Origin of the sequence: Corynebacterium sp. HMSC078A10 (assembly GCF_001811565.1) — a bacterium.
In the GTDB taxonomy this organism is placed as follows: domain Bacteria; phylum Actinomycetota; class Actinomycetes; order Mycobacteriales; family Mycobacteriaceae; genus Corynebacterium; species Corynebacterium hesseae.
Genome location: NZ_KV805216.1, coordinates 123,521 through 137,334, shown reverse-complemented (window position 1 = coordinate 137,334; position 13,814 = coordinate 123,521). Strand labels below are relative to the sequence as shown.

General features: G+C 59.4%; 11 protein-coding genes and 1 pseudogene. 6 read left to right on the top strand and 6 right to left on the bottom strand.

The features are described 5' to 3' along the window. Nucleotides 1–56 precede the first annotated feature (56 nt). The gene (locus HMPREF2808_RS08645) at nt 57–1,235 is read left to right on the top strand and encodes a hypothetical protein (protein ID WP_246818548.1); all 1,179 of its coding nucleotides are present in this window, start codon (nt 57–59) and stop codon (nt 1,233–1,235) included. On the opposite strand, the gene HMPREF2808_RS08640 is transcribed toward HMPREF2808_RS08645, so the two are convergent. The 4 genes from HMPREF2808_RS08640 to HMPREF2808_RS08630 all read right to left on the bottom strand — a co-directional run bounded on the left by HMPREF2808_RS08640 (nt 1,232) and on the right by HMPREF2808_RS08630 (nt 5,562). Beyond that, entirely contained in the window at nt 1,232–1,618 is a 387-nt protein-coding gene (locus HMPREF2808_RS08640) for a hypothetical protein (RefSeq protein ID WP_070596556.1), read from the bottom strand. The two genes, HMPREF2808_RS08645 and HMPREF2808_RS08640, sit on opposite strands and share 4 nt — an antisense overlap. 367 nt (nt 1,619–1,985) lie before the next feature. Continuing rightward, a complete protein-coding gene (locus tag HMPREF2808_RS08635; RefSeq protein WP_070597336.1) occupies nt 1,986–4,082 on the bottom strand; it encodes a siderophore-interacting protein in 2,097 nt (698 codons plus the stop codon). 74 nt (nt 4,083–4,156) lie between these two features. Beyond that, nucleotides 4,157–4,426 (bottom strand): hypothetical protein, encoded by a 270-nt coding sequence (locus HMPREF2808_RS13355; RefSeq protein WP_141752593.1) that lies wholly within the window; start codon nt 4,424–4,426, stop codon nt 4,157–4,159. A gap of 128 nt (nt 4,427–4,554) precedes the next feature. Continuing rightward, nucleotides 4,555–5,562 (bottom strand): ABC transporter substrate-binding protein, encoded by a 1,008-nt coding sequence (locus tag HMPREF2808_RS08630; protein WP_010189126.1) that lies wholly within the window; start codon nt 5,560–5,562, stop codon nt 4,555–4,557. A 312-nt stretch (nt 5,563–5,874) separates the two neighbouring features. Between HMPREF2808_RS08630 and HMPREF2808_RS08625 the strand changes: the two genes are divergently transcribed. Further along, complete coding sequence (locus HMPREF2808_RS08625; RefSeq protein WP_046647481.1) at nt 5,875–6,183, top strand: hypothetical protein; 309 nt, start codon at nt 5,875–5,877, stop codon at nt 6,181–6,183. Between the two features lie 7 nt (nt 6,184–6,190). Here the strand turns inward: HMPREF2808_RS08625 and HMPREF2808_RS08620 are convergent, their stop codons facing one another. Continuing rightward, complete coding sequence (locus HMPREF2808_RS08620) at nt 6,191–7,396, bottom strand: DUF418 domain-containing protein (RefSeq protein WP_070624445.1); 1,206 nt, start codon at nt 7,394–7,396, stop codon at nt 6,191–6,193. Nucleotides 7,397–7,455: 59 nt separating this feature from the next. Between HMPREF2808_RS08620 and HMPREF2808_RS08615 the strand changes: the two genes are divergently transcribed. After that, entirely contained in the window at nt 7,456–7,899 is a 444-nt protein-coding gene (locus HMPREF2808_RS08615) for a DUF1990 domain-containing protein (RefSeq protein WP_070624444.1), read from the top strand. Between the two features lie 30 nt (nt 7,900–7,929). On the opposite strand, the gene HMPREF2808_RS08610 is transcribed toward HMPREF2808_RS08615, so the two are convergent. Further along, on the bottom strand, nt 7,930–9,681 hold the full coding sequence (locus HMPREF2808_RS08610; protein ID WP_186312147.1) for an alkaline phosphatase D family protein: 1,752 nt from the start codon (nt 9,679–9,681) through the stop codon (nt 7,930–7,932). Nucleotides 9,682–9,903: 222 nt separating this feature from the next. Between HMPREF2808_RS08610 and HMPREF2808_RS08605 the strand changes: the two genes are divergently transcribed. The 3 genes and pseudogenes from HMPREF2808_RS08605 to HMPREF2808_RS08585 form a co-directional block, all read left to right on the top strand. Then, entirely contained in the window at nt 9,904–11,787 is a 1,884-nt protein-coding gene (locus HMPREF2808_RS08605; RefSeq protein WP_070624443.1) for a purple acid phosphatase family protein, read from the top strand. A 103-nt stretch (nt 11,788–11,890) separates the two neighbouring features. Next, a complete protein-coding gene (locus HMPREF2808_RS08595) occupies nt 11,891–12,826 on the top strand; it encodes a vWA domain-containing protein (RefSeq protein ID WP_246818547.1) in 936 nt (311 codons plus the stop codon). Nucleotides 12,827–12,901: 75 nt separating this feature from the next. After that, nucleotides 12,902–13,814, top strand: a pseudogene (locus HMPREF2808_RS08585) (IS3 family transposase); the annotation flags it as partial.

Sequence of the window (13,814 nt, the reverse complement as noted above, 5' to 3'; positions counted from 1 at the left end):
TTCGCGCTTCGTTAGTCTCGGCCACGAGTTCGCCCCTCGGACGAAGGACATACACCATGACCACTCTCCCTGTCCTCCTGCCCCAACGCACCGCGCGTGCCGCAGTAGCGGCGGCATCAGCAGCCGCGCTCGTTGCGTCCTGCTCCCTCCCCGACACTCGGCGCGAGGCAGCCCCGTCGGAATCCGCAGTGGCACCTGACTTGAGCGCGGCGACCGAGTCTGCCTCCAACCCACCAGCGACCTCGAGCACTTCCTCACGCGCGACTCGCAGCAGCACCAGCCCAGCTACGTCGAGCAGGGCGGCATCGACACGCAACTGGCCCGTATCCTTGGCCGAAGAAAGCTGCGACCCGAACGCCGGAGTCGCCGACTCCGGAGTCGGCGAATTCGTTGACAAAGGCGAAGCACCAACGGCCATCGTTCATTTCCTGTTGACGGAGGAGCCTGAACGCGGAGCACCTCTCAAAGACTTCAAAGTCACCCAAGATTCTTTCGATGCGTGCGAGCCCCTGAGCTACATCATTGCCTCCGGCAACTACGAGGGCGAACAAGTGGTCTTCTCCATCGTTTTCAACTGGGGCCACCCGCTCAATGACAGCAATGGGTACTTCTCCGGCGACGGCTTCGACTTCACCATTGGCAGCCACTCCGTAAGTTTCACTACGGGCGATACTCCCGCACATGAGGCAGACAAGCCAGTGAGCGTGACATTTACCGCGATGGACTTCGGAGCACTCAAGACCGAGCTCAACGCAGAAGACAAACACCACATCGGAATCGACCTCACCCATCTGAACGACGCCGTCGATCCGGCCGACCTCGACGAGTTCTACGAATTCGACACCAATAGCGGCCCCGTCCGCTGCCGCTTCTCCATCAGCGAAAGTGAATGCGACTTCCTCGACGGTGAGTTTTCCCCCGCGGAAGCCATGAACGGACCAAGCAACTACTTCCTCAAAACCCATGGCGAAACGGAAGTCGACCTCGCCACCTTCAGAGACGACTCCAAAGACTTCCTGTCCGACAAGAAATTTGAAAAGGTCGGCGACGGCACTTACGAGGCCGGCACCTTGGGTCACCCCATCCAGGCGGAGCTCAAAGACGGCACTCTGACCCTCTACTTCCCCGACGGCGCCTACGTCTTCGAGGACGGCGTCCTCGACTTCTTCAACGAGGATGACCTGGAGGCGGGTACCATGCGCTCGGCGGCAACGTCCTCTGCCCGCGCGGATTAGCCCTCGATGTCGCGCAAGTAACGGGCCGACACCCCGCCCGCAATAGTGCGCAGCGCGACGTCCTTGGTCACCACCGTGCCCGCGGCCACGACCGCATGCTCCCCTTTGTGGATGCCACCTTGATCCTGGAAACGCGCGCCCGAGTTGATGACAACGTTTTCCCGATGTGCGTGTTGCTGCCAAACAGGCTGGATACCTAGCGCGAGCAAGGTATCGCTGTCTCCTAGGCCAACTGCGGCGATGCGCTCGTTCTCATTGCCCTCAATATTTGACGCCGAGGAATCCTCGCCTCGGGAGCAACCGGAAAGGACGAGAGTGGATGCTGCTAAGACAGCGGCCGTCTTCATTGCCGCGCGACGGGTCAGCGAATTGTTTCGAAACATATAAAAGCCTAACGTGTAGGGAGCTCATTGGGGTGCGGTGAAGGCCATCGGACGCACGGGGTGTTGATCGATCCTCGAGCGCGCGTCAATCACGTCTACCGCGTCTACCCCGCATGGGGCAGCCTAACTAGATAAAGGATAGGCTAAGTTAATTATTTCGGGGGGGTGTGTGGCTGCCGATATGGAGGCAGCTCAGCCGCTAGGGGCCAGCCGACAGGCGCTCCCAGCCGAAGGGGTGGGACCCCAGCCGATAGGAAGGCTCCCAGCGGAAGGGGGGATCCCGGCCGACAGGGGGCACTTTAGAAACGGTTTAGCAAACCACCGAACGTCCGCCGCTCCTCCACACGCTTCGCCCGACCACCGGCAGTTACCTACCTCCCCTCCCCACCTCGAACAGCTGGGCACTCCACCCCACCGGCTGCTTCGAACGCACTACCGCACCCACGGCAGCCAGGTGCTTCGCAATCACACGGGCCGTGGGCAGCTGCGATCCATACAGAACGAGGCGTGATAAATCTTCCTGGTAGTCATGATCCTCGGCCCCACTTTCCTGCAACACTGGGGTCACCAGGAACAGCTGCGCCCCAGAACGTAGTACGGCAGCTACCAGCTGCTGCAACTCTATAGTTGGCCAACGTCGCCACGGATCAACCAGCACCACAGCATCTACCTGCTCGCACAAAGTAGCCACTGTGCCAGCCCAATCCGCCCGGCGCGCATCCCCACCGCTACGCCCAACCGTTGGAGCGTGCAGTGCACTATAGCGAGCACGATCCCGGCGGCGTGGAGCAATATCGCGCAGCATAACCTCCTCTGCGCTGGCCCCAGGCTCCGTCATCGCTGCAGTTGCTGCGCCTACTGAGATCCTTGCGTCATCCTCTGCCTCCGAAAACGACCCCAACACCACGGCGTTTGCCTGCGGTATCTTACGTAGAATCTCATCCGCATACACCGCCGCGGCCGGACCTCCCACCGCGCATCGAAGCGAGCCAGCATCCTGTCGCGCTAGTAGCTTGCTGCTCAGAATCTCCGCTGCGGCCGGGGCCGACCACTGAGCACTGGAGGCCGCCTGTTCGTGTTCCTCCACGGCCAGTTGTGGCTGGGTTTGCACAATGTAGTCCCAGCGGTGCTCGCCGGTATCAGCCGGATTCTGCAGTGCCTGCCCTAGCCGGCCAAGTGCTGCGGTCTTGGCGGCCGCCGGCCCGGTAATCCAATCCCTTACTGGAGAATCCGGGTTTGCCAACTCGCTGCCCAGCGCAGTGAGGCCGATTCGAACCGCCCGTTGGTCCGCCACATCCTCCGATGAGCTATCCAGTGCTACATCCGCCGACAACGTCACTAACCCCACTGCCTCCAGGTAACGCGCAATCCGGAGAGCCAGCTCCTGCTGCACGCCAGTTGCTTCGGCCAGTTGATCCACTCGATCCGCGCCCTCATCAATCAGGCCGAAAATCCCCATCCCTACGGCTTGGCGCACAAGAATCGCCGACCCCATTTCGGTGAGTTCATGCAGCTCAACCAGCGCATTACGGTAGCTCGTCACAGCCCCTGTCTCCGCCCCCTCACTGTCGCCCTGCAACGGAGTGCCCGTAACCTGCCCCGCACTCTCAGCCTGCGTAGCCGTCGCCCCTGCTTCCGATTGCGCCGGTGCCATTGCGCGCCAGTACCCCGTAATCTCCACGTTTTCCCGCGGAATCCCCAGAGCTCGAACCCAGCGTCGGATCGCCTTCAATCGCCCGGCCTCTCCCGCAGCCCATACATAGGGCATCGCAGCGGGCTCGGCCGCCCACTCTGGGTGTTCTCCGTACAACTCGGTAGCTTTCGCCACGAAGTCCCCGCCCTCGTCTCGCACCTGCCAGTGAATGTCCACCTGTGCTTCGAACTCCAGTCGCTGGACATGTGCCCGCGTGGCTACCTCAATAATCGCCACTGCCCTATACCCGGCGGGCAAAGACTCTATACAGCGAGCAATCGCCGGCAGCGCCGTCTCGTCGCCCACCATCAGTAGCCACGGAGTGTGGGTGGGCAGCGCTGCGCAAGACTTCGGCCCTGCGATATACAGGGGATCTCCCGGTCGAGCTCGTGCGGACCAGTCCTCGGCCAGGCCTTGGCCATGCCGCGCGAAGTCTACGACGAGACGGCCCTGGGAGGCGTCGAATGAACGGACGGTATATGTCCGAAACAGATCTTTGACTTCCTCTTGCCATAGCACCGTCGCGTCCTCCCGTGTGATGGGGTGAGGGCGCTCCCCGGTGGCCGGGTCTGGGAAGATGATGCGGATATCGTCGTCGAAACCATCGCTGACTAGCGGTGGTGCGTCTACGCCGAACGCACTATGGGCGCGTAGTTGTTCGCCCGTCAGAGTAATGCGACGCATCCCTGGTGTGATGTCCTCGATGTCATCGACCTGCAGTTCGCGGATCGTAATGGGGTAGATTTCCCTGTCTCGGCTATTCCTCGCCATGGTCATTCCTTTCTCGTTTCTGGGTTGGCGGTGTGCGGTGAGTCGGTGTGCGTAGGGTCAGTATGTGGGTTGGTTTAGTGGATTGGGACGGTGTGTAGCGGGTCAGTGCGGTGGATCGGCATGCGGTTGGTCGGCATGCGCAGGGTCGATGCCTCTCGCCTCGGGTGCTGGCCGGTCAGCCGAACTCTTGTCCAGCACCGCGGTGCCCACTGCTGAAAAACGTTCTTCCAGCCATCGACTTTCATCAGCTGCGCATGCGTAAGTTCAAGTTCGCTCACCCGCACCGGATACGCCCCCGGACGGCGCCTCCACGCAGCAGCCGGATCCCACTGCGCAGAAGACAAGCAAAGTTCCTTGCGGGTCGGCGGGCGGCAGCGGGGAGGCGAGTGAGCGAACAAGAAAGGGCATAAGAAAACACCCCACGCTGCCACACCGGGCGACACACTCGCGAGGGGTGCTGGAGAAAAAGAGACTAAGAGAGCTTTTTCAAGGTAGGCTTGACCTGCTCCAATACCCATGCACGGGACAGGGAGGTCGGCGTGTTCAGGCCGGCAACCACAGCCTCGTTACCCGCCAGGGTGGCGCCGGACTTGACCTGCGGCAGGTCTGAGTAGCCCGGGATCTTCTCCACCTCCGCGATGTCACCGGTGCGGTTATAGATCACCATGAAGTCCGCAGCCAGGGCGGAGACGTTTTCTGGCGACAGAGTCACGCGCCCCTGCTTTACCTCAATAGAGCCGTCGGTCAGAGGTTCCGGGAATTTCATACCCAGGTCGTAGATGAAAGAGGCTCCTGGGTCCTTCGGGTCGGCCACAGCTCCAAAGGATCCCTGAGCGAACTGGGAGACCACACCGGTCTTACCCTCGATATTCGGCAGCTCGGACTTCGCATCGGTGAAGACCTTCTCATCCTGGTCGATGACTTCTTGAGCTTTATCTTCCTTGTTGAAGATCTTGCCGAGCTCCTTCAGCTGCGACTTCCAGCCGATCCCCTCACCCTCGGTGCCAATACCACCCAGAGTGGGCGCGATCTCGGAGAGCTGTGTGTAGTTATCCTCGGAGATCGTCCAGTAGTCCCCGACGATGAAATCCGGAGCAGCGGCAGCGATCTCTTCCTTCGGCAGAGTCTTGAAATCGGTCTGCTTGATAATCTCCACGCCGTCCAACTTGCCGTCGCGCCACGGGGCATTCATGTCCTTAGCAGACACCACCACGGCGGAGGGCTTGATGCCCATAGCCAGCAGGTTGTCGATGGCTGGACCAATGGCAACGACGCGCTCGGGGTTTACGGGGTATGTGTCTTCCCCCCTGGCGTGCTTGATGGTGACTTCGGAGGCATTATCACCGGAATTCGCTGCGGAGTTTGCGCCTGAGGAAGTATTTTCCGCCTTGCCATCTGTATCGGAGCTGCAGGCTCCCAACATCAGGGTAGTGGAGAGCACGGCGAGACTGAGCGCACGGACAACGATTGAGTTCTTCATCCTGAATGGGTTTCCATTTCACTAAACGAACAAGGTTAGGTAAGGCTACCATCACCCAGGGTAGGCTAACAAGGGTAATCCGAGACTTTTTAACTTAATTTGGATCGGGGAGGGCACGACGATCCAGCTTCCCATTACTGCTCAGCGGCAATGCCTGCAGAGCTGAAGCCATGTCCGACAACAACACGTCCAAACGGCCCCGGCTGAAACATCAACCCCGATTAAGACACCCGCGAGGTTGACAAAATATATCGGAACGCCTCCAAAAATGAAGCCTCGTATATTCCATTACACAGGCCTACAATCGCGGCCATGGAATCGAAGACGCTGACGTCACTGGTATTTGGAAATGTTGTGCTGGAATCGCAGATGACGAAGACGATTATCGTCGTCTACGCCGACGACATGCGGTCATGGTACTTTCGTCCGAGCCCGTATACGGAGCTCAAGGTGCCCCTCGATGAGCTGCAGGGGAAGCTGAGCAGAGAGCGCGCGGAACTCATCTCAGAGCGCATTTTTGATGGCGTCAAGCTGGAGCTCGAGGAAAGCTACTCCGGAGGCGTCGACCGCGCCCAAAAGGAGCTCTGCAGTTGGCTCCTGTGTGAGGAAGCAGCCGCTTAGACCAACATCAGGCCGACCCGAGAGCCGACTTAGGCTCAATACGACACGTTGGGCCGTACGCCAGCCGGCGATGCGCCCACTCGAACGGGCCAGGTTTGCCCCAAGCCTCAAGCAGAGCAGCGAGAAGCAGCGTCAGGACAAAGACCAGCAGACCGATTCCAAGCTTGCCGCTCACCGAAGCATCCGCGCCTAGTCCGAAGCCGGCTGGGGTGACAAGAACAATAAACAAAACCGATTGCGCAATGTAGCCCGACATAGAGCGCTTGCCCAACGCCACGAAAGCAAAGGCCCACCCAGGAACGCGATTGTTGAGTTTCTCCGTGAGCAGTGCCAAAACCGCCAGAATGCCAGGACCCGTAAGAAAGCCAAAAGCTTGGTTCAGCATCAAGAACACCGGTTCCAATTCGGTTGACACAACACCAGCGGCCGCAAGCCCCCACGGAAGACCAACAAAGACAATGACCATACCTGCAATTACAACCCAGGTGACCAAGGTTCGGCGGTGCGCAGAAACGTTTGCAAGCACGCCCTCCCGCGCCCAGATATATCCGATAAGTAAAGCACCTACCAGCCCCACAAATGTAATGGGGATCTGTCCCAGAGCAGCAACCTCACCGCGCAGGTTGCGGGCAAAGTAGTCGCCGAAGGTGACAAGGTCACCGGTCATCGGACGCGACTTGGGCAGAGGATTGAAGTAACCAAAATAGGCTCCCAATGCACCCGAACCGGCGAAGACCGCATAGCCGCCAAAGAACCAATAGGCAATGCGCCGCAGCGTGCGTGTCGAAAGCGTAAAGCACCAAGCCAAGGCGATGCCCATGAGGCCATAGACCAGCATGATGTCACCGTCGAAAAGCACGAAGCCATGCACCAAACCAAAAACTGCCAGCAGGCCGTAGCGGCGGATGAGTACGCGCCGGGATTCTTTAATGGTGTAGCCCTTACGCTGCAAACTAGCAGCAATGAGACCAATGCCGAATCCCAACAGCATGCAGAACATGGGCAGGCCTCGCACACGTACAAACATGCCGGTGAACACCGCGGCCACGGTGTCCAGGGCGCTATCGGGGCGCACACCACCCAGGGAAGAGCTAGGCCCCAAGGACCACTCGTTCACAACCCAACTCTGCACGGCGTTCGCCATGGCAATCCCCAACAGCGCCGTGCCGCGCGCTAAGTCAGGAACGATAAGTCGTTGCCGTTTCTCCTGCATACACCCTATTTTACTCTTCTCAAGCATCATCTAAGGGCGGTTTGACTAGGCTGAACACCATGCCTGAGCCACTGTCGTACTCCTCCACCGAGGGCTTCCCGCAGCTGCACATGTCCCGCGTCATCGACGCTGAATTCGATGACGCCGCGGACAAGCTTTTTCGCTGGGGCCTGCAGCGTAGCGGTCTCTTCCGGGTAAGGCCCAGCCACGCCACGGTGGAGGAAGGCGCTGAGGTCAGCCTCGGGCTGGGGCCGTGGGAGTTTCGCTGCCGGGTCGTGGATGTCTTCCGCGAGGAGCGCCGGTGTGGCTTTACCTACGGCACCCTTCCCGGCCATATTGAGCGCGGCGAGGAGACCTTTACCCTGGAGCGCCTACGGGATGGGCGCACGCTGCTGCTTGTCGACGCCTCCTCCCAACCCGCTCACCTCCCCTTCCTGCGTCCGCTGCTCGATATTCCCCGGCGCGCGCTGATCGGCTTCTTTTACCTCCGAGCGCTGGGCTGATCCCCCGCAGCGCCCGCCGGCGGATGGTGGCTAGGCGGTGAATCCGTCCTTAGGATTCCAGGTCTTGCTCACCGCCAGCGCTACCGAAGCATCTTCAGCTTCAACATCAGACACACGGTAGTAGTGCATGTCCACGTGATCGGCAAAGAGATGCGCGACGGCATAGCCGTGGGAGTCATAGTCCAAGTGCTTTACCCACGGATTAGCGTCCTTGATTGCGTCCTCAATGAGCAACGAGGTCGAGTTGTCCTCCCCGTGGTAGGTGCCTGTGTAGGTGGTGAGGATTTCGTCGACGTTGGGAGCCGTAATTGAGGTAGTCACCAGCTCACAGGCCACGCGCTTGTCGTGCAGGTAGATGTCGTTGGCCCATTCCGAGTGAATATCACCGGTAATGAAGAAGGAGTTGCCCTCGCGAGCATCAAGAGCCTCAAGCACACGGTCACGGTCGGCGGCGTATCCATCCCACTGATCCGAATTCACGGCAAAGCCAGAAGTATTGCCCTTGACAAAGCGCAAGCCCTCATTGGCCGCGTCATTACCGGGAATGGTCAACAGGCGCATGGGAGCCATCATCACGGAATTGCCCATCACCATCCACGTGGCGTCCGACATCGAAATAGTGTCCCGCAGCCACTGCAACTGCTCGTTGCCCACGATGGTTCGATTCGGGTCCCCGAAGTTAGCGGCGGTGGTTTCCTGATCGCGGTAGGTACGCAGGTCCATCATGGTGAGCTCCATGAGGGAGCCGAAGCGCAGGTTGCGGTAAAGCTTACCGCCCTCGCTCAGCTGCTTTTGACGCAGCGGCATCCATTCGTAATAAGCCTGCAAGGCGTCGTTCCAACGGCGGGACCACTCGCCCTCTGCAAACCCAGGTGTGTGGTTTTCGGCGCCCTCGCGCCAGGAGTTGTTGGCTGTCTCGTGGTCGTCCCACACCACGACCCACGGGGCCGCAGCATGCGCAGCCTGCAGGTGCTCGTCGGTGCGGTAGCGGCCGTAGCGAATGCGGTAGTCCTCCAGTGTGACGATCTCCCACACGGGGTGGTGCTCACGTGCCACGCCACTCTTGCCCACGTACTCCCCCGTGGGATATTCGTAGATGTAATCCCCAAGGAAGACCACGAAGTCAAGCTCCCCGGAGCGTCCACGCTCCGCCATGTCTTTGTAGGCGTTAAAGAAGCCCGATTCGTAGTTGGCGCACGAGGCCACGGCGAATTTCAGGTTGTCTACCTGGGCGTCGACAGCCGGCGCAGTTTTCGTCCTGCCCACGGGCGAATACGCCCCGCTATGCTCACCCGAGGTCACCTGGAAGCGGTAGTAGTACACGGTGTCCGGGTTCAGGCCAAAGGGATCTACGTGAACGGTATGGTCGTGCTCCGCGGAGGCAACCTCTTGACCGTGTGCCACCACGGAAGCCATCGCCTCATCTGTAGCAATCTCCCATGCCACGTGAACGTCGTCTCCCATGCCAGAACCAGGCAGGGCATCCCGGTCCGGGGTGACGCGGGTCCACAGCACCACCGAGGTGGGCAGCGGATCACCAGACGCAACGCCGTGGAGGAAAGGCAGCTGGGCGCCGGTGTACTGGTTATACGCTTCCAACGGGGCCTGGCGCGGGGTGCCGTGCTGGGCAGTTGCTGCCGACAGCCCATAGCCAGCGGCCGCGGTGGATGCACCAACGGCGCCCCAACGCAATGCGGTGCGTCGATTAAAGCGGATAGCGCGAGAGTTTCTTAAAGATTCTGAAGAGTCTGGGGTATCTGTGGACCCGAATTCGTGGGACATGGGGCTAAACATAAGCTCACCAAAACTGCTATTTCAACGCGAAACAGCGCCTGATATCCCCTATACCGGGGGCATGTTCCACAGATTTCTATTCTGCTTAACCGGAGGTTCACCTTGAGATGTTTCTGTGACTAGGTCATGTCTGTTTTTCTGTTTTCTCAGCAGAGAAACACTCTCACAATCAACTTCCGATATTCATCGCAAAAGGCACACAAAGCAATAATGAAGCGTTTTAGTTTTTCTCCCGCCTCCGCTGGCGTAGCCACCATGACCGCGGCCGCTCTTGTCTTCACCTCACAGGTAAGCGTTCCCATTCTGGCTACCGCTCAAACTAGCCCCATTTCCCGGATGGTGCTCCAACCGGGAAGCAAGGAAAGCTCCGTCATTGTCTCGTGGCGCACCCAGGGCCCGGCAGACAAGGAAGTCCTCGAGGTAACCGGCCCAGGCGGCGCCCAGACCTTTGAAGCAGAGGAAAAGGACGGTGGCGCTATTGCCTACGTGTCCAACTACGCCACCGCTACGGGTCTAAAGGAAAACACCGAGTACACCTACCGCGTCGGCTCCGAAGAGGGCGGCTGGTCCGAGCCTGAAACCTTTAACACCGGCAGCTTTGGCCAGGACTGGAGCTTCGTTACGGTTTCTGACGCGCAGATTGGAGTCGATGCCGACATCAAGGGTCAGACCGAGCAGTGGAACAAGACCATCGGCAACGCGGTTGCTGACGCCCCTCAAGCCAGCATGATCTGGTCCCTCGGTGACCAGGTTGAGGGCTGGGGCGCGACGATCGCGCAGTACGACGGCTACTTCTCCTCACCGGAGATTCGAAACATTCCCACCAACGCATTGCCGGGCAATCACGAGACGTACCCATCGGACCTGGCGATGAAGCACTACGATGAGCACTTCATCAACCCGAATCAGGAGCCAGACCTGCGGGATTTCTACTTTGAGCGCAACAACGTTCTCTTCCTTGGGCTCGACACCAACGCCAGCAGTGACGCGGACATTGAGCGCCATGCGGAGTTCATGCGTAAGACCATTGAAAACCGCGGAGCTTTCAATGACTGGATCATCGTGGGCATGCACCACGCCTTCTTCTCTCAAGGCACCCACTACACCGATGGCGATGTAACCAAGCTCCGTGAGAAGCTCGCTCCGGTCATGTCTGAACTGGACGTCGATGCCGTACTCAGCGGCCACGATCACATCTACACCCGTACCCACCTCATGAACGGCCTTGAGCCGGTGAAGGCTCCTGCAAAGCGTGGCGACGTCCTCGCCCCCAATGACGGTGAGGTCCTCTACATCACCACCACCTCGGCGGGCGGCGGCAAGTTCTATGACTTCCAGGGTGAGGACGGGAAGAAGTACCCCAATGCCCGCATGGAAAACATGGACCCTGCTCTGCCGCACGAGTCCACGGCGATCTGGCGCCAAGACTACGACGAGGACTACATGATCGTCGATGTGACCGGTGATGAGCTCGCCTTCCGCACCTACAACGCCAACAACCCAAACTTGGTGGACAAGGTCACGCTGAAGAACAACGACCACGCCATTGCGGACCCGCGCGAAGAGAAGCCGACGACCCCGGCGCCGGCGACCACCACTGAGGTCGTCACCACGGAGGTACCGACCGCCGTGACCACCACGGAAACCAAAGAGGTCCCCACCACGGTGACCACCACGCTCCCAGCGGAGAAGACCACCAAGACAGTGACCTCGATGGTGCCCACCACTGAGGAAAAGACCATCACCACCAAGGTGCCGACGACCATTACCACTACCAAAACTGCCGAGCCCTCCGAGCCTTCGGATCCCTCCAAGCCAGCCAAGCCAGGTGAGCCCGATGAGCCAGCCAAGCCGGATGAGAACTGTGACGAGGGCTCTACGGGGGCGTCGGCAAGCTCGGCAGGCTCCTCCGATGGGTCCTCGGATGATTCATGCTCGTCCTCTCGCGGCGGCGTGATTGGCTTCCTGTTGGGGGCCATCAGTGCGCTGATTGTCGCCGGCGGCGTGGCGGCGCTGGACCCGAATAGCCCGGTCCGCAACAACATTCAGAGCATGCTCGACTCGATCTACCGGATGTACACCCGGCTGTTCTAAGGCCCCCTAAAACACGCAAACGGAAACGGAATGCACGGGGGTTAATCCCCCTGTATTCCCCGTTCCCAAGCGCAGATCGCCTCCTGTGTGTAATTTAACTCACATGCACACAAAGTCACGTTTCATACCAAAACCATTGCTCACGGCGATTGTTTTCCTCGCAGCAGTCGCTCTCTCCGCCGCAACCGTTCTCTTTCCCCTCACAGCCACCGCCGAAGATTCACACTCAACGTCCACTAGTAGCTCCGCGTCGAGCTCCCCCACTGCCTCTAGTGACATGGCTCCGACCATGGTGGTCTTCGATTCCTCCGGTTCCATGATCACCAACGATGCCGGCGGCCAGACCCGCATCGACGCCGCCAAAGATGCCGCCCGCACCTTCATCACCGAAGCCGGGGACGACGCCCCTCTGGGACTTGTCACCTACGGTGGGAACACCGGCGAAGCCCCCGAAGATGAGGCAGCCGGTTGCCAGGACATCACCGTGGTAACGCCACCCGAGGCCGGCAATTCCGAAAAGATGATTGGCCACATGGATGGCCTGCAGCCACGAGGTTTCACTCCCATCGGTGAATCTCTGCGCAAGGCCGCGGCCGAGCTTCCAAAGGAAGGCCAGCGCAGCATCATCTTGGTCTCGGATGGCGTTGCGACATGTACCCCGCCACCGGTCTGCGATGTGGCGAAGGAACTGAAGGAGCAGGGCATCGACCTGGTCATCAACACCGTCGGCTTCAACGTTGAGCCCGAGGCTCAGCAGGAACTACAGTGCATTGCCGACGCCACCGGCGGCACCTATGCCGACGCCTCCGACGCCGATAGCTTGGCCAAGGAGCTTAGCCGCGCAGCACCGCGCACCTTCAACGCCTACGAGTCAGACTTAGAGGAGATCGAAGGCGGCGAAACCGAAGGTTCCCCGGCCACGGTAGACCGTGACGTAGAGGCCTTCTCCACCACTCTTCTTCCGACGGAGGGCAAAGGGCACTCAGCTGAATCCACTACCTTCTTCACTACCCCATTGCTGAAGGCGAGCGCGTGGTGATTGGGCCTGACCCCTTTTTGGTGGACACCTTTCATTCCAGCCCAGTCGGGCTGGGAAGAAAGGTAATCTACCACCATGTCCAGGTACTCCGAACAGTTCAAACGCGATGCTGTGGCCCTCTATGAAAACAATGAGGACCTCTCGCTGAACGCAGCATCAGCAGAGCTCGGTATCAACCGTGCCTCGCTGCATTCTTGGGTCACCAAGTACGGCACCGGAAAGCGTGCCCGCATTAGAGCCGTGCATGATAAAGCCCAAGCGGCGACTGATTCTGAGCGAATCCGCCAGCTGGAAAAAGAAAACGCGAAGCTGCGCGAAGAACGCGATATTCTACGTAAAGCTGCTAAATATTTTGCCGAAGAGACACGCTGGTGATCCGCTTCCAGTTTGTCTATGACCACCGAACCGAATACTCGGTCAAGCGGATGTGCCACGTTTTAAAGCTCAATCGCTCCTCGTTCTATAAATGGGTCCAAACCCGTGAAAAGCGCAGGTTAAAGATGTGTTCCGATGCCCTTATTGGTGCGAGAATTACAACCATCTTCGATGATGAGCACGGGCTTTATGGTGCTAAACGCATCGCTGCAAGCCTCAACGACGATACGGACATTCCTCCGATCAACCACAAGAAGGTCGCACGCATCATGAAATCCATGGGACTTAAAGGCTTTACCAAGCGCCGCCGATGTGTCACTACCAGGCGCAAGCCTGGCCACCGTGTCATGCCGGACTTAGTAGGCCGTACATTCACAGCCAACGAGCCGAACCGCGTTTATCTTGGCGACATTACCTACCCGCCCTGTAAGGGTGGCAAGAACATGTATTTGGCCACAGTCATTGACACGTATTCACGGAAACTTGCAGGTTATGCGATCGCAGACCACATGCGAGTGTCACTGGTCGTCGATGCACTAGCCCACGCGCACGGTGTGCGTGGCAGTCTTGACGGGGCTGTATTCCATTCCGATCACGGCAGTGTGTACACCTC